The organism is Fusobacterium perfoetens ATCC 29250 (assembly GCF_000622245.1).
Classification (GTDB): Bacteria; Fusobacteriota; Fusobacteriia; order Fusobacteriales; family Fusobacteriaceae; genus Fusobacterium_B; species Fusobacterium_B perfoetens.
In genome coordinates, this window is the sequence record NZ_JHXW01000006.1 from 55,665 (window position 1) to 73,100 (window position 17,436).

14 protein-coding genes and 1 riboswitch are annotated in these 17,436 nt (G+C 27.2%); of the genes, 5 read left to right on the forward strand and 9 right to left on the reverse strand.

Annotation, left to right across the window (positions count from 1 at the left end; genetic code table 11):
* Positions 1-73 precede the first annotated feature (73 nt).
* The 3 genes from T364_RS0103450 (at position 74) to metH (ending at position 5,246) form a co-directional block, all read left to right on the forward strand.
* The gene (locus T364_RS0103450) at positions 74-826 is read left to right on the forward strand and encodes a YebC/PmpR family DNA-binding transcriptional regulator (protein ID WP_027128343.1); all 753 of its coding nucleotides are present in this window, start codon (positions 74-76) and stop codon (positions 824-826) included.
* Between the two features lie 142 nt (positions 827-968).
* Positions 969-1,074, forward strand: a riboswitch (SAM riboswitch).
* A 49-nt stretch (positions 1,075-1,123) separates the two neighbouring features.
* A complete protein-coding gene (gene metF / locus T364_RS0103455) occupies positions 1,124-2,008 on the forward strand; it encodes a methylenetetrahydrofolate reductase [NAD(P)H] (RefSeq protein WP_027128344.1) in 885 nt (294 codons plus the stop codon).
* The gene (gene metH / locus T364_RS0103460; RefSeq protein WP_027128345.1) at positions 1,995-5,246 is read left to right on the forward strand and encodes a methionine synthase; all 3,252 of its coding nucleotides are present in this window, start codon (positions 1,995-1,997) and stop codon (positions 5,244-5,246) included. Before metF ends, metH begins: the two co-directional genes overlap by 14 nt.
* A 25-nt stretch (positions 5,247-5,271) precedes the next feature.
* Here the strand turns inward: metH and T364_RS0103465 are convergent, their stop codons facing one another.
* The 6 genes from T364_RS0103465 to T364_RS0103490 are packed head-to-tail and all read right to left on the reverse strand — an operon-like array spanning position 5,272 to position 12,111.
* Positions 5,272-6,096 (reverse strand): polysaccharide deacetylase family protein, encoded by an 825-nt coding sequence (locus T364_RS0103465; RefSeq protein WP_027128346.1) that lies wholly within the window; start codon positions 6,094-6,096, stop codon positions 5,272-5,274.
* Entirely contained in the window at positions 6,096-6,938 is an 843-nt protein-coding gene (locus tag T364_RS0103470) for a polysaccharide deacetylase family protein (protein WP_027128347.1), read from the reverse strand. Before T364_RS0103470 ends, T364_RS0103465 begins: the two co-directional genes overlap by 1 nt.
* A 15-nt stretch (positions 6,939-6,953) precedes the next feature.
* Positions 6,954-8,369, reverse strand: coding sequence for an argininosuccinate lyase (argH, locus tag T364_RS0103475; RefSeq protein ID WP_027128348.1), 1,416 nt, complete (start codon positions 8,367-8,369; stop codon positions 6,954-6,956).
* Between the two features lie 27 nt (positions 8,370-8,396).
* A complete protein-coding gene (locus T364_RS0103480) occupies positions 8,397-9,119 on the reverse strand; it encodes an amino acid ABC transporter ATP-binding protein (protein WP_027128349.1) in 723 nt (240 codons plus the stop codon).
* Positions 9,106-11,355 carry an ABC transporter substrate-binding protein/permease gene (locus T364_RS0103485; RefSeq protein WP_051532634.1) on the reverse strand — a complete coding sequence of 750 codons (2,250 nt, stop codon included), beginning with the start codon at positions 11,353-11,355 and terminating at the stop codon, positions 9,106-9,108. The genes T364_RS0103480 and T364_RS0103485 overlap by 14 nt, the downstream gene beginning before the upstream one ends.
* Positions 11,356-11,382: 27 nt before the next feature.
* Positions 11,383-12,111: an aspartate/glutamate racemase family protein gene (locus tag T364_RS0103490; protein ID WP_027128351.1), complete on the reverse strand. Its 729-nt coding sequence runs from the start codon at positions 12,109-12,111 to the stop codon at positions 11,383-11,385.
* Between the two features lie 364 nt (positions 12,112-12,475).
* Between T364_RS0103490 and T364_RS0103500 the strand changes: the two genes are divergently transcribed.
* Both T364_RS0103500 and T364_RS11180 read left to right on the forward strand, forming a co-directional pair.
* Positions 12,476-12,796, forward strand: a complete 321-nt coding sequence (locus T364_RS0103500; protein WP_027128352.1) for a YchJ family protein — start codon at positions 12,476-12,478, stop codon at positions 12,794-12,796.
* Positions 12,797-12,835: 39 nt separating this feature from the next.
* On the forward strand, positions 12,836-12,991 hold the full coding sequence (locus T364_RS11180) for a hypothetical protein (RefSeq protein WP_169733515.1): 156 nt from the start codon (positions 12,836-12,838) through the stop codon (positions 12,989-12,991).
* A 90-nt stretch (positions 12,992-13,081) separates the two neighbouring features.
* Here the strand turns inward: T364_RS11180 and guaB are convergent, their stop codons facing one another.
* The 3 genes from guaB to purH all read right to left on the reverse strand — a co-directional run bounded on the left by guaB (position 13,082) and on the right by purH (position 17,435).
* The gene (gene guaB, locus T364_RS0103510; protein WP_027128353.1) at positions 13,082-14,539 is read right to left on the reverse strand and encodes an IMP dehydrogenase; all 1,458 of its coding nucleotides are present in this window, start codon (positions 14,537-14,539) and stop codon (positions 13,082-13,084) included.
* A 104-nt stretch (positions 14,540-14,643) separates the two neighbouring features.
* On the reverse strand, positions 14,644-15,879 hold the full coding sequence (gene purD, locus T364_RS0103515; RefSeq protein WP_027128354.1) for a phosphoribosylamine--glycine ligase: 1,236 nt from the start codon (positions 15,877-15,879) through the stop codon (positions 14,644-14,646).
* 20 nt (positions 15,880-15,899) lie between these two features.
* The gene (purH, locus tag T364_RS0103520; RefSeq protein ID WP_027128355.1) at positions 15,900-17,435 is read right to left on the reverse strand and encodes a bifunctional phosphoribosylaminoimidazolecarboxamide formyltransferase/IMP cyclohydrolase; all 1,536 of its coding nucleotides are present in this window, start codon (positions 17,433-17,435) and stop codon (positions 15,900-15,902) included.
* Position 17,436 lies beyond the last annotated feature (1 nt).

A 17,436-nucleotide genomic window follows, 5' to 3' on the forward strand; every position in this document is an offset into this window, starting at 1 on the left:
GTTTAAAATATTGAAAATTTTAAATTATTGTGCTAAAATAACTAGAAAGGATTTTTTATTTAGGAGGATTTTAATGTCAGGACATAGTAAATGGAATAACATACAACATAGAAAAGGAGCTCAAGATAAGAAGAGAGCTAGTTTATTCACTAAATTAGGAAAAGAATTAACAATAGCTGCTAGAGAAGGTGGAGGAGACCCTTCTTTCAACCCAAGACTTAGACTTGCTATTGATAAAGCTAAGGCTGGAAATATGCCTAAAGATATATTAGAAAGAGCTATTAAAAAAGGAACTGGAGAATTAGGAGGAGTAGACTATATCGAAATGAGATATGAAGGATATGGACCAGCTGGAACAGCTTTCATAGTTGATGTAGTTACTGATAATAAAAATAGATCTGCTTCTGAAGTTAGAACTGCATTTTCAAGAAAAGGTGGAAACTTAGGAGCTGACGGAGCTGTATCTTGGATGTTCAATAAAAAAGGAGAAATTATTTTCTTAGCTGAACATATAGCTGATTCAGAAGAATTTATGATGGTTGCTTTGGATGCTGGAGCTGAAGATATAATTGAAGAAGATGGAGAATTCCAAGTTTTAACAGACCCAGCTGAATTCCAAAATGTTCTTCAATCTTTAACAGATGCTGGATATAAATATGATGAAGCAGAAATTACTATGATACCAGAAAACAAAGTTGCTATTACTGATTTAGATACAGCAAAAAAAGTTATGGTTTTATATGATGCTTTAGATGATTTAGACGATGTTCAAGAAGTTTACTCTAACTTCGATATTCCAGATGAAATAATGGAACAATTAGACTAATAAAAATTATATTTATAATTAAGAGGAAGATTTCAACTTTTGTTGTTTTCTTCCTTTTTATTTTACTTTAAAAAAATTTTTTCTATAATTAAGTTTATTATTGACATTAAAAACAGCTTATGATAGAATTATTAAAATTATTAATCCATATAGAGAGATTGAAGGACAGGCCTTATGATATCTCAGCAACCTACTGTAAATAGTGTGGTGCTAATTCCTGATAGATGGTAAGTATATACAAATCAAACTTCTTTTATCTATCAGATTAAAAGAAGTTTTTTTATTTTGGAGGTATAAATGAAAATAGCAGAATTATTTACTAAAAAACAACCAACAATATCTTTTGAAGTTTTTCCACCTAATAATATATATACTCTAGAAGATGTTTATCATGCAATTGATGAATTATCCATTTTAAAACCAGATTTTATGAGTGTTACATATGGAGCTGGTGGAAGTACTAGAAGAAATAGTGTGTCTATAGCCTCGAAAATTAAAAATGTAAATAAAATAGAAGCTCTTGCACATCTTACTTGTATAGGGGCTAAGAAAAATGAAATTGATAAAATTTTAGAAGAATTAAAAAACAACAATATTGAAAATATTATGGCTTTAAGAGGAGATATTCCTCAAAATGGAAATATTGAAAAAGGAGATTTTTTATATGCTAGTGATTTAATAAAACATATAAAAACTAAAGAAAATTTTTCAATAGGTGGTGCTTTTTATCCTGAAGGTCATCAAGAAACTAATGATATTTTAGACCTTTTTAATTTAAAAAATAAAATAGAAAGTGGTACAGATTTTTTAATTTCACAAATCTTTTTTGATAATGAAAAATTTTATGAGTTTAAAGAAAAATTAAAAAAATTAAATATAGATATTCCATTAATTGCTGGAATAATGCCAATAACAAATGGTAAACAAATTAGAAAAATAACTTCTATGTGTGGTTGTAGTATCCCTCCAAAATTAAAAAAAATATTAGATAGATATGAAAATAATCCAATAGCCATGAGAGAAGCTGGAATTGCTTATGCTATGGAACAAATTGTAGAATTAATTTCTGATGATGTTTCTGGAATACATATCTATACAATGAATAGAGTAGAGGCTTCTAAAAAAATAATGGAAAATATTGGAAGTATCTTAAGAAAGAGAGATGAAAATAATGGATATTAGAGAAGATTTAAAAAAGAAAGTATTAGTTTTAGATGGAGCTATGGGAACAGCCATTCAAAACTATAATTTAACTTCAGAAGATTTTTTAGGAAAAAAAGGTTGTAATGAAATTTTAAATTTAACTAGACCTGATATTATAAAAGATATACATAAAAAATATATAGAAGCTGGTGCTGATATTTTAGAAACCAACTCTTTTAACTGTAACTGTATTTCTTTAGAAAAATATAAAATAGAAGATAAAGTTTATGAACTTTGTAAAAAAAGTGCTGAGTTAGCTAAAGAAGTAATTAAAGCTAGTAATAGGAAAATATATCTTGCTGGTTCTATTGGACCTACAAGTAAATCTCTTACTATTCCTAGTGGAAAAAATCCTTATGATAGAACTTTGGATTTTGATACTTTAAAAGAAGCATATAAAGAACAAATAAGAGGATTAATTGATGGAGGAGTAAACCTTTTACTTATAGAAACAATTTTTGATGGACTTAATGCTAAGTGTTGTGTAATAGCTGCTGAAGAAATTATGAAAGAAAAAAATATAAAACTTCCTATAATGATTTCTGCTACTGTAAATAAAGAAGGGAAAATATTCACTGGTCAAAGTATTGAATCTCTAATTGTATCTTTAGACAGAGATTCTATTATCTCTTATGGTTTTAACTGTTCTTTTGGAGCCAAAGAATTAATTCCTCTTATTCAAAAATTAGGTAAATTTATTAAAAAGCCAGTATCTTTATACCCTAATGCTGGTCTTCCAAATGAAAATGGAGAATATGATGAAACCCCTGAAATAACAGCAAAACATTTAAAAGAATTAGTAGATAAAAAAGAAATAAATATTTTAGGTGGTTGTTGTGGAACTACTTTTGAGCATATAAGAAAAATATCTGAACTTGTAAAAGAAAAAGAGCCTAGAAAATTTCAAGAGAATTTTAAAATTACTGGATATTTATCAGGAAATGAAATATATAATTTTGAAAATAAATTTACTATAGTAGGAGAAAGAAATAATGTAGCTGGTTCTAAAATTTTCAAGAGTTTGATAGTAGAAAAAAATTATATTAAAGCTTTAGATATTACAAGAAGAGAAATAGAACAAGGAGCTAAAATAATAGATATAAATATGGATGATGGACTCCTTGAATCTGAAATTGAAATGGAAAAATTCTTAAGAATAATTCAAAATGATAATGAAATATCAAAATATCCTGTAATGATAGATTCTTCCGATTTTTCTGTAATTAAAAGAGCTCTTAAAAATATTCCTGGGAAACCTGTTGTAAACTCAATAAGTTTAAAAGAAGGGGAAGATAAATTTATTAAGAAAGCTCTCCTTATAAAAAAATATAATGCTTCTGTAATAGTTATGGCTTTTGATGAAAATGGACAAGGGGTATCCTATGAAAGAAAAATAGAAATTTGTTCAAGAGCATATAAAATATTAAAAAATCTTAATTTTGCTGATGAAGACATTATTTTTGATTTAAATATACTTGCTATTGGTACTGGAATGGAAAATGATAACTATAATGGTTTAAATTATTTAAAAGCTTGTAAATGGATTAAAGAAAATTTTAAAAATGTAGGAGTTATCGGAGGTCTTAGTAATCTTTCATTTGCATTTAGAGGAAATAATCTTCTAAGAGCAGGAATACATTCTATCTTTTTAGAAGAGGGAAAGAAAAGAGGATTAAATTTTGCTATTTTAAATCCTGGAGAAAAAGTCCCTTTATTAACTGATGAAGATAAAAATATTATAAAAGATTTAATCTTTGGAAAAAAAGAAAGTTTAGAAAAGATTTTCACTCTTCATCTTCAAAATAAAAAAGAAGAAATTTTACCTACTAAAGAATTAACTTTAGAAGAAAAAATCAAAAAAGCTTTAATAATAGGGGGAACTCCTGAATTTGAAGAAAATATAAAAGATGCTTTAAAACTTTATTCACCTCTTGATATAATTCAAAATATATTAATGGAGGGAATGAAAGAATTAGGAGAACTTTTTGAAAAAGGAAAAGTTTATTTACCTCAACTTATTCGTTCTTCAGAAGTAATGAATAAAGCTGTAGAATTAATTACTCCTTATCTTGAAAAAAATGAAAAAATAAACTCTAAAGGAAAAATTGTTATGGCTACAGTTGAAGGAGATGTTCATGATATAGGAAAGAATATTGTAGGAACTGTCTTAAAATGTAATGGATATGATATTATAGACGTTGGTGTTATGGCTTCTAAAGAAAAGATTTTTCAAGCTGTAAAAGAAAATAATGCGGATTTAGTAACTTTAAGTGGACTTATAACACCTTCTCTTAAAGAAATGGAAAAAGTCTTAAAATATTTTCAAGAAAACAATATGGAAATTCCAATATTAATAGCTGGAGCAACTACTTCTCCTCTTCATACTGCTTTAAAATTAGAACCTTTTTATCAGGGAAAAACTTTACATGTCCATGAAGCTATAGATACATTACAAGCAGCTAATAAAATTTGCTCTTTAGAAAAAAATAATTTCTTAAAAATAAAAACAGAAGAATTATATAATTTAAGAAGATTATATAATGATAATAAAAAAGAAAATAAAACAGCAAATACTAATCTTACTTCTCCTCCTATTATTCCAAAAGAAATTGGAGATAAATATTTAGAAATTAATTTAGAAGACTTAGAAAAATATATAAATTTAGATATTCTTCTCCTTACTTTAAAAGTAAAAAATACATCTGAAGAAGAAAAAGTAAAAAAAGAAATAAACTATATTTTTTCTAAAATGAAAGAAGAAAATAAGAAAGTAAAGTGTGTTTACGGAATTTTTCCTAGTAAAAAAGTATCTAATAAATTATTAATTGAAGATGAAGTAATAGCTGAAAAAGAAGATTTTATTTATAATTTTGTAAATGATAATGACTATATTGGAGTTTTTGCTGTTTCATTTAAAAGTAATATATTCGTGGAAAAAGAATATTTAAAAATTTTAGAAGAACTTTTAAATACAAGAATTGTAGAAGCTGGTGCTGAATATTTACAAGAATATATCAATAATAATATTTGGAATATAAATATTAGACCAGCTATAGGTTATCCTACTATTCCAAATCATTCTCTAAAGAAAAATATTTTAAAAATTTTGAAAGGAGAAAGAGTAGAAATATCTCTTACTTCTAATTATGCAATGATTCCTCTTAGTAGTGTTTGTGGCTTATATTTTGCTAATCCTAAAAGTTATTACAAAAAATAAAGGGAGTATTCCCTTTATTTTTTAATTATTTTTCAATATTATTTTCTGTAATATATTTTTCTATTTCACTTCCTGTAGCAAACCATGGAGTATCTTTAGAAAGCATAAATTCAAATAATTCTTCTAAAATTCCAATTCTACCTGGTGTTCCTATGGTTTGAGGGTCTAATTGCAATACATAACAAAGCCCTTCCTTGTGATATCCTATATACTCATTTTTCCAATTATTTAAAACTTGTGTATAATTAGCTATCCTTCCTTGTCCTTTTGGAAATGCTGGTCTATAGTTAAAAGCAAAGTATGGAAAATCAAATAATGCCCAATGAATTGGTATTTCTACTAAATTTCCATTAAATAATTTATGAATATAAGGACAATCATCATTACTTAAATTACTTGAATATGTAAATCCATTTTCTTTTGCAATTTCAAGAGTTTCTTTAGTAAGCTCTCCCTCTGGAGCTCTAAATCCTTTTGGATAATCACCCAAAATATTTTTTATACTCTCCATTCCTTTCCTAAAAACTTCTTTTTGCTCATCTTTTGTCATTAAACCAAAGTTTTCATGTTCATATCCATGAAATCCTATTTCATGTCCTCTTTTAACAATTTCTTTTATATCTTCTGGATATTTTTCTACTACTTTTCCTAGAGTAAAAAATGTTGCTTTTATATTATATTTATCAAATAAATCTAATATTCTAGGTAATCCTCTCAACATTCCATATTGTCCCATTGACATTGTTTTTGGTCTATTAATACAATCAGGAGATAATGAAAGCCAAAAAAATTCAGCATCAAGATTTACACTTACCATTACTACACAACTAGAATTATTTTTCCATCTCATTACTTTTCCTCCTTTCCATTCTCAATATACCAATTTGCTATTTCACTTCCTGTAGCAATCCAAACATCATCTTTTTCTAAAATATGTTTTATTAATTTTTCTAATATTTGAATATGTCCTGGAGTTCCAATAACTTGAGGATGCATCATTGGTACAAAACAAAGTCCATATTTATAATATCCATCAAATTCTCTTGTAAAATTATCTAATACTTGTTCATATCCTGATATTCTATCTAATCCACTTGGCTCTTCTGGAAAATAATTATATGCCATAGCAACATAGTCATCTAATTCCCAATGAGTAGGAATTTCTATAAAATTAGTTTTTTTATTTTCAATGATAGTATTATATGGTCTGTCATCACCACGCATTGAACTAGAATATAAAAAACCTCTTTTATATAATAATTTTGGAGTTTCTATAGCCCAATCTCCTGAAGGAGTTCTAAAACCTTTAGCTTCTTTATTAATTATTTTTTTATAAATCTTTTGTGTTTTTTCTATTATTTCAATTTGTTCTTCTACTGTTTTATCAAAAAATCTTTCATGAGTATATCCATGATGTCCTATTTCATGTCCCTCTTCGTCAATTTTTTTTATTAATTCAGGATTATCTTCTGCTACTTTTCCTGGTACAAAAAATGTTGCTTTTATATTATATTTTTTTAATAAATTTAGTATTCTTTCAACTGCCCTTTTAGGTCCATATTGTCCTATTGAAATAGACTTTATGTATTTTTCTCCATTAGGATATCCATCATTTCCATTTTTCCAAGTTGTATCACTATCCAAATCAAAACTAAACATTACAGCACATTTAGAATTTTCTTTCCATTCCATGCTATTTTCTCCTTACTAAAAAATATCATTTAATTTATAACTTTTTAAATTTTCTACTTCTTTTTCTATAAATTTATCTACAGATTCTATATGAGAATTTATACTTTTTTCTGAAGGTCCTCCTATTGTAGTTCTTTTTTCTACACATTTTTCTATACTTATTTCTTCATAAATATCATTTTCAAATAATTCTGAATAAGTTTTATATTCTTCCATAGAAAGATTATCTAAAGTTTTTTTATTATCAATACAATAAGCAACTATACTTCCAACAATTTTATAAGCATCTCTGAAACTCATTCCTTTATTTGTTAAATAGTCAGCCACATCAGTAGCATTTATAAATCCATCATGACAAGCTTTTAACATATTTTCTTTTAAAGGTTTTGTTGTAGATATCATTCCATTGAAAACATCTATACATTTTTTTACTGTATCAATAGCATCAAATAAAGCTTCTTTATCTTCTTGCATATCTTTATTATAAGCTAGTGGAATTCCTTTCATTGTTGTTAATATGCTCATCATATCTCCAAAAACTCTTCCACTTTTTCCTCTTATAAGTTCAGCAGCATCTGGGTTTTTCTTTTGAGGCATAATGCTACTTCCTGTTGAAAATTTATCACTTAATTCTATATAAGAAAAATCATTTGAAGAATAAACTACTATTTCTTCACAAAATCTTGATAAATGTACCATTATTATAGATAAGTCACTTATGAAACTCATAACATGGTCTCTATCTGATACTCCATCTAAACTATTTGCTATAGGTCCTTTAAATCCTAATACTTTACTTGTATATTCCATATCTAATGGATAAGAAGTTCCAGCAAGAGCAGCTGAACCAAGTGGAGAATAATTTGTTAATTCAAAAGTATTTTCTAATCTTTTATAATCTCTTTTAAACATTTCTACATAAGCTAATAAATAATGAGCAAAACTTATAGGTTGAGCTTTTTGTAAATGTGTAAATCCTGGCATATAAGTTTTTACATTTTCTTTAGCCATTTTAATTAAAATTTCTATTAATTCCATTAAATATGATTGTACTTTTTTTATCTCATCTTTTATATAAAGTTTTAAATCTAAAGCACATTGGTCATTTCTACTTCTTCCTGTATGAAGTTTTTTTCCTATATCTCCTATTCTATCAATAAGATTTTTTTCTACATTCATATGAATATCTTCGTATTCAATAGAAAATTTAATTTTTTTACTTTCTATATCTTCTAATATTTCTCTCAAAGTTTTTTCTATAAGTTCAGCTTCCTCTACTGTAACTATTCCTTGTTTACCTAAACCTCTTACATGAGCTATACTTCCCATAATATCATAATAAGCTAACTTATCCTCAAATTGAATTGTAGAATGAAACTCTAAAATTGAATTACTTGCTTTTTCTTTAAAACGTCCTGAAAAATATTGCATTTTTTACCCCTTTCTAAAAACTTTAATTTATAACATTTTTTCTAAAAATTGACGAGCTCTATCTGTTTTTGGATTTGTGAAAAATTCCTCTGGTGTTGTATCTTCTAATAGATATCCATCTGATAAGAAACATATACGATTAGAAACTTCTCTAGCAAATTTCATTTCATGAGTTACAATTATCATAGTGATTCCTGTTTTTACTAATCCTCTTATAACCTCTAATACTTCTTTTACCATTTCTGGGTCTAAAGCTGATGTTGGTTCATCAAATAAAAGAACATCTGGTTCCATAACAAGGGCTCTAACTATAGCAACCCTTTGTTTTTGTCCTCCTGATAATTTATCAGGATATTGGTCTTTTTTATCTTCAAGTCCTATTTTTTTCAATAAATCTATAGATTTTTTTATTGCTTCCTCTTTATTCATTCCTTTTACATTTACAGGAGCATATATCATATTTTCTAAAACTGTCATATGTGGGAAAAGATTAAAATGTTGAAATACCATTCCTACTTTTTCTCTAATTTTCATTATATCAGTTTTTTTATCTGTAATATCTGTACTATTAATTAATATTTTTCCATCTGTTGGAGTTTCTAAAAGATTTATACATCTTAATAATGTTGATTTTCCAGAACCTGAAGGTCCTATTATTGCTACTATTTCACCTTTTTTTATATTTAATGATATATCTTTTAAAACTTCTAAATTATTAAATTTTTTCTTTAAATTTTTAATTTCTATCATTTTTTCTTAATCTCCCTTCTAATACATTTGCAAAACTTGTTAAAATCATAACTAAAACATAATACATTAAAGCAACTATTATGAATGGCTCAAAGGCTAAATATGTAACATTCATTACAGTTTGTGAAGCACGCATCATATCAACAACTCCTATTGTAGAAACCAAAGATGATTCTTTTAATAAAGCTATCATTTCATTTACTAATCCTGGTAAAACTACTTTTACAGCTTGAGGAATTACAATATCTTTCATCATTTTATAATATGGTACTCCTAAAGCCATTGCTGCTTCATATTGTCCTCTATCTATAGATTGAATTCCTCCTCTTAATATTTCTGAAACATAAGCTGCTGAGTTTAATCCAAATGTTATTACAGCTGCATTAAGAGTTGGGATTTTATATCCTATAAGTTGAGGTGTAGCAAAATATACTAAGAATAGTTGTACTAATAATGGTGTTCCTCTAAATACTGATGTATAAATATTTGCAAATATTTGAAGAGGTTTTATTTTAGAAACTTTTACTAAAGCTAAAATTGTTCCTAATACAATTCCAGCCACTGCTGAAAGAAGAGTAAATTTCAATGAAATTACTAAACCATTTACAAATAATTTTTTATATTCTAATACTCTTCCAAAATGTAATTTTAATCCTTCATCTTTTATTTCATTATTATCTGAAACTTCATCTATTTTACTACTTTCATTTACTTTTGTAAATTCTTCTCCCATCCATTTTACAACTAATTTTTCTATTTCTCCAGATTCTTCTAATTCTGTTAAAGCTTTATTAAATATTTCTACTAATTCAGAGCCTTTTTGACATCCAATAGCATAAGAATCTGTAGATTTTACTTCTGATTCTGGAAGAACATGAAACTCTAAATTATTATATTTTTTCATAAATTCAGAAGCTTGTGAAGCATCTATTATAGCTGCATCAACTCTTTCATTTAATAATTCTTGCATTACTAAAGGACTGCTATTTAGTAATGTAACTTTTCCATCTTTAACTCTTTCAGCTATATTAGCATAATTTGTTCCAAATGTTGTTGCTATTTTTTTACCTTCTAATTTTTTTAATGAATATAAATTTTTATCTTTTAAACAAATTATAGCTGTTTTTGGATAAAAATAATCTTTTGTAAAATCTATATTCTCTTTTCTTTCTTCTGTAGGAGATATTCCTGATAAAACAAAATCAGCTCTTTTACTTTGTAATGCTCCTACTAAACCACTAAACTCCATATTATTTACTTCATAAGTAAATCCTAATTTTTCTGATAAAAGTTTTGCTATATCCATATCAAAACCTATTATTTCTTCTTTTCCATCTTCATTTAATTCTACTGATTCAAAAGGTGGAAAAGTAGCATTAACTGCCATTATTAAATGTTTTCCTGATAATGGTTTTGCTTTAAGATTTGTTATAAAACTTTCTCCTTCTTCTCCTAACCATTTTTTTGCTATTTCACTTAATTTTCCATTTTCTTTTAATGTTACTAATGCTTTATTAAATTCTTCTGTTAATGGAGAATCTTTTTGACATGCTATTGCAAATGATGAATTACTTGCTGGCGATTCTTTTTCTGATAATATATGATATGTTAATTTAGGTTGTTCTTTTACAAATTCTACTGCATGACGTCCATCTACTATAGCTCCTTCTACACGTCCACTTAATACTTCTTGTACTGCTACTACACTATTTTCTAAAGATACTAATTCTGCTCCCTTTACACCTTGAGCTATTTTTTCATAATTTGTTCCAAATGTTGTAGCTATTTTTTTACCTTCTAAACTTTTTAATGTTGAATATTCTTTATCTCCTTTTAATGATATTATTGCTATTTTTGGAAAGAAATATCCATTTGTAAAATCTACACTTTTCTTTCTCTCTTCTGTTGGTGACATTCCTGAAATTATGAAATCTACCCTTTTACTTTGTAGTCCTCCTATTAAACTACTAAATTGTGTATTCATTATCTCATAAGTAAATCCTAATTCTTCTGATAAAGCTGTTGCTAAATCTACATCAAATCCCACTACTTTATTTTGTCCATTTTCATCTAAGGTAACATATTCTAATGGTGGAAAATTAGCACTTGTTGCCATTACAAAATGTTTTCCTTCAAAAGTTTTTTTATTTTCAGCAATAGTATTTGTAAAAAATCCTACAAATACAATTAACATTGCTAAAAATTTTAAAATTTGTTTTTTTAATAATTCGTTCATTTACTCCTCCTAAAAAATAATTAAATTTTATATATTACCATTTCCCCAAGAACGATTTTTCTCTTCTGGAAATGGATATGAGACTTTACTATGGGCTAATTTTTGATAATATATTAACTCTGCCATTAAAACTAAATTAAAAGCTGGATCTATAACTGGAATATTCAATTCTTTTGATATTTCTTCTGCCATTCCTAAAAAACTTAAACATCCTAATATTATAACTTCTGCTCCATCTTCTATTACTTTTTTACTAGTTTCTAGTAAAAGTTTTTTTAAATTTTTTTTATCTTTATGTATATTTTCCAATGAAGTATTTATACTTCTAATAGAACAAAGTCTTGTAAAATCTACTCCTGAATTTCTCACAAATTCTTTTTTTTCAGGAATTCTTCTATCAAATGTGGTTATTATTGAAAAAGAATATCCTAATCCACAAGCTATTTGTAAAGAACACTGTCCTCCTCCAATTACAGGAATTTTTAATAATTCTCTACATGCTTCAATAGCTGGGTCACTTAAACAATAAATAGCTACTACATCATACCCTTCTTTTTCTGCTTCAATAGCTATTTTTATTATTTCTCCAGAAGCTAAATATACATCTGTTTTAGAATCAATTTCAATATTCCCATTTTTAGGACAATCCATAGAAATAATCGTATCTTTTCTTACTACAGTTTTTAATATTTTTATCCTTTCATCTAGCTCTTTTCTTGTTAGTCCAGCATCTGGATTAATAATTTTTAATTTCATACTTCACTCCTATCTATTTTTTGGGTAATAAAAAAAGCCAGTCAGTTTTTCAAAAACTAATCTGGCTTTAAATTTCTAATTTAACAAAATTAATAAGTATTTAAACTTTCTTTAATAATAATTAAAAACAAAATGCTATATAAGTTTTGGAAATGACAAAATAAAACGATATTCTTTTTTCATTATATTTTGTTTCCTTGACCTTAGGTTTAGCATTTTTCTCCTCCATTTATTTTTATTTGATAAGAATTATATTACATTGTTTTTTAAATGTCAATAATTTTTTTGTTTTTTTATATAAATTATTTATATTGACAATTTTTATTTTTAATAATAAACTATAAAAAAAGATTAGGAGGATTATATGGCAAATCCAAAAACTGCTCTTGAGCTTATGCAAGCTAGATACGAAGCTTATGTTCAAGGAGATATAGATTTTATAAAGAAGACTCATGATCCAAAAACTGCTAAAGGAATTAATTGGAAAGATGCTGAAGAATGGTCTAAAAATTCTCTTTGGTTTGGACTTGAAATTATTGAAACTATAAGAGGTACTCAATTTGATACTGATGGTATTGTTGAATTTAAAGCTTTTTACAAGGATAAAATATCTGGTAAAGAATTTATTCATCATGAGAGAAGTTACTTTGTAAAAAAAGGTAGACATTGGTATTATAAAGGTTGACTTCCAATAGATTAATTTTTAAGAGAAATTAGGAAAAATATGGAATTAGAAAATTATCAAAAAGAATTGAATAAAATTTTAAAAGGCTGCGATATTTGTAAAGCTAAAATGTGTAACTTCTGTCCTAATGGAAAAAGAAAGAAATTTTTAAAAGAAAAAATAAAAAAACTTTCTTCCCCAAAAAAATTTTTTTGAAAAAATTAAAAAATATATTTAAGTAATAAAAAAAGAGATGTTTATAACTTACAACATCTCTTTTATTTTTATAATATTATTTATTTTATCCTATTTTGATGAATAGTTAGGCGCTTCTTTAGTTATTTGGATATCATGAGGATGACTTTCTTTTAATCCTGCTCCTGTTATTTTAACAAATTTTCCATTTAATTGTAAATCTTTTATTGTAGGAGTTCCACAGTATCCCATACCTGCTCTGATTCCTCCACATAATTGGAATACTACGTCTTTTAAATCTCCTCTATAAGCAATTCTTCCTTCGATTCCTTCTGGAACTAATTTTTTAGCATCATTTTGGAAATATCTATCTTTAGAACCTCTCTTCATAGCTGCTAAAGAACCCATTCCAACATAAACTTTATATCTTCTTCCTTCATATATAATTTCTTCTCCTGGAGCTTCTTTAGTCCCAGCTAAAATTCCTCCTAACATTACACAGTCAGCTCCTGAAGCTAAAGCTTTAACTATATCTCCAGAAAGTTTAATTCCTCCGTCAGCTATAACTCCAATTCCTCTATCTTTACATACTTGATACACATCATTTACAGCTGTTAATTGAGGTACTCCAACTCCAGCTACAACTCTTGTTGTACAAATAGAACCAGGTCCAATTCCAACTTTTACAGCATCAACTCCAGCCTCTATTAAAGCAAGAGCAGCTTCAGCTGTAACTATATTTCCAGCTATTAAATTTAAATTAGGAAAAGCTTCTCTTATTTCTCTAACTCTTCTAATAACTCCAGCTGAATGTCCATGAGCTGAATCCATTGTAATTACGTCAACTCCAGCTTCTACTAAAGCTTTAACTCTTTCTAAAGTATCATTTCCAATTCCAACAGCTGCTCCTACTCTTAATCTTCCATGTTCATCTTTACAAGCATTTGGATATTCAACAATTTTATCTATATCTTTTATTGTAATTAATCCTTTTAAATATCCTTTTTCATCAACGATAGGTAATTTTTCTATTCTATTAGATAATAAGATTTCTTTTGCTTGGTCTAAAGTAGTTCCAACAGGAGCTGTAATTAAATTTTCTTTTGTCATTACATCTTCTATTAATGTATCATAATCTTTTCTATATTTTAAATCTCTGTTTGTGATTATACCTATTAATTTTCCATCTTCTTCTACAACAGGTAATCCAGAAATTTTATATTGCCCCATTAAATCATCAGCATCTCCTAAAGTTTTATCTTTAGTTAATGTAATAGGATTTTGAATCATTCCACTTTCATTTCTTTTTACTTTATCTACTTCTTTAGCTTGTTCTTCAATTGTCATATTTTTATGAATAAATCCAAGTCCACCTTGTCTAGCTAGAGCTATGGCTAAATCAGCCTCTGTAACAGTATCCATAGCAGCACTAACTATTGGTACATTTAATGTAATATTTTTAGTAAGTTTTGTTTTTAAATCAATATCTTGTGGTAATACATGTGACTCTGCTGGTATTAACAATACATCATCAAAAGTAATAGCTTCCTTAACTATTTTTCCATTCATATTATCCATTTCATTTTCTCCTTATACGATAATTAAAATTTTTAAACAAAGAGGCTGTAATTATATGCAGCCTCTATTTAGAATAATTTTTAAATAATAATATATTATATCATATCTTTAGCACCTATGTCACGTCTAAAAAATAATTTTTCACATTTTATTTTTTCAACATCATCATAGGCATTTTTCATAGCTTCTTGTAAATTTTTTCCTTCTCCAACAACTATTAAAACTCTTCCACCATTTGTTAAAAGTTTTCCATTTTCTATTTTTGTTCCCATATGGAAAATTTGAGATTTTATATCATTTGATATTATAATTTCGGCATTTGATGTAGAACTTGCTGGATATCCTTCTGAAGCCATTACTACTCCACAAGTAGTTGTTTCCTTCCACTCAACAGGAGTTTCTTTATTATCCATTATATCAAGTATAAGTTGAACTAAATCACTTTCCATTCTAGGTAAAATTGCCTCAGCTTCTGGGTCTCCAAATCTAGCATTAAATTCTATAGTTTTAACCCCATCTTTTGTGTCCATAATTCCAGCAAAAATAAATCCTGTAAATGGTAGCCCCTCTTCTACAAGTCCTTTTAAAGTAGGTCTTATAATTTCATTTACACTTGCTTCAATAATATCTTTTGTAACTCTTTTTACTGGAGAATAAACTCCCATTCCACCTGTATTAGGTCCTTTATCTCCATCAAAAACTCTTTTATGGTCTTGTCCAATTTCTAATGGAATAACTTTATCATTATGAGCTAAAGCTATAAGAGAAAATTCAAATCCGTCAAGATAATCTTCTATTACAACTCTATTTCCTGGAATATCAAAGGCTATATCTAAAGCTTCATAAGCCTCTTCTATTTTCATAGCTACAGTTACACCTTTTCCAGCTTTTAACCCATCTTCTTTTATAACAATAGGAGCCCCTTTTTTATTTACATACTCTAAAGCATCTTTTTTATTGTCAAAAGTTTTATAAGCCCCTGTAGGAACATTATATTTTTCCATGATTTTTTTAGCAAAATCTTTACTACTTTCAAGTCTTGCCACATCTTTTTTAGGTCCAAATATTTTTAAACCTTTTTCTTCAAAGGCATCAGCCACACCTAAAGCCAAAGTTGTTTCAGGTCCTACAACTGTTAAATCTATTTTTTCTTCTAAAGCAAATTTTACTAATCCTTCGATATCATTATCTTTTATATTTACATTTACTCCAAATTCTTCAATCCCTGGATTTCCTGGAGCTACATATACTTTTTCAACTAGTGGACTTTGATTTATTTTCCAAGCAAGAGCATGTTCTCTTCCACCTTTTCCTATAACTAATACTTTCATTTTATCTCCTCACTCAAATATTAATGTTTGAAATGTCTCATTTTTGTGAATACCATAGCTATACCATGTTTATTACATTCATCTATTGAAAGTTGGTCTTTTATAGAACCACCAGGTTGAATTATTGCTTTTATTCCATATTCTATTGCTAATTGAACAGTATCTGGCATTGGGAAGAAAGCATCAGATGATAAGTAAGCCCCACGAGATTTCTCTCCAGCTTGTTCTAAGGCTATCTTAGCTGCCCCTACCCTATTCATTTGTCCAGCTCCAACACCTAAAGTTTGATTATTTTTACTTACAACTATAGCATTAGATTTTACATTTTTTACAACTTTCCATCCAAATAATAATTCTTCAATATCCTCTTTAGTTGGTTGTGTTTCAGTAACACAAACTAAGTCATCAGCTGTTATTTCTCCAAAGTCTATATCTTGGATAAGTATTCCATCATTAACTCCAACTACTTTTTTCTTATTATAAATTTCTTTTGTAATATCTAAAGTCATAAGTCTTATATTTTTTTTAGCCATTAATATTTCTAAAGCTTTATCTGTAAATCCAGGAGCTATTACTATCTCCAAGAATAATTTATGTAATTCATTTGCTACATCTACATCTATAATATCATTAACAGCTACAATTCCTCCAAATATAGAAATAGGGTCAGCTGTATAAGCTCTATCCCAAGCTTCTTTTAATGTATCTCCTATTCCAACTCCACAAGGATTTGTATGTTTTACAGCTACTACAGCTTTTTTACCAGAATTTAAAAATTCTCTTAAAATTTCAATAGCTCCATTAGCGTCTTGAATATTATTATATGATAATTCTTTTCCATGTAATTGTTTTGCACTTGCTAAAGAATATCCTGTCATAGGAGAGGCATAGAAAGCAGCTGATTGATGAGGATTTTCTCCATATCTTAAATCTTGAACTTTTTCATAATTTAAAGTTAATTTTTCTGGATATTCAATTCCTAATTTAGAAGTTAAATATCCAGCTATTAAAGAGTCATAAGCTGCTGTAGTTCTAAATACTTTAGCTGCTAATTCACATCTAAACTCTAAAGTTGTATCTCCATGTTCTTTTATCTCATCTAATACTCTTTGATAATCAGCTGGGTCAACACAAACAGTTACAAATTTATGATTTTTAGCTGCTGACCTTAACATACTTGGACCACCAATATCTATATTTTCAATTAATTCTTCGTGAGTTCCACCTTTTTTAAGAGTTTCTTTAAATGGATATAGATTTACTACAACCATATCTATTAATTCGATATGATTATCTACTAAGTCTTTCATATGCTCTGGATTATCTCTTACACAAAGAAGTCCTCCATGTACATTTGGATGTAAAGTTTTTACTCTACCATCCATCATTTCAGGGAATTTTGTTATATCAGAAATTCCTAAAGTTTTTATTCCTGCTTCATCTAAAGATTTTTTTGTTCCACCTGTTGATATTATTTCATATCCTAAAGTAACTAATTCTTTTGCAAATTCAACTATTCCTGTTTTATCTGAAACGCTTATTAAAGCTCTTTTCATT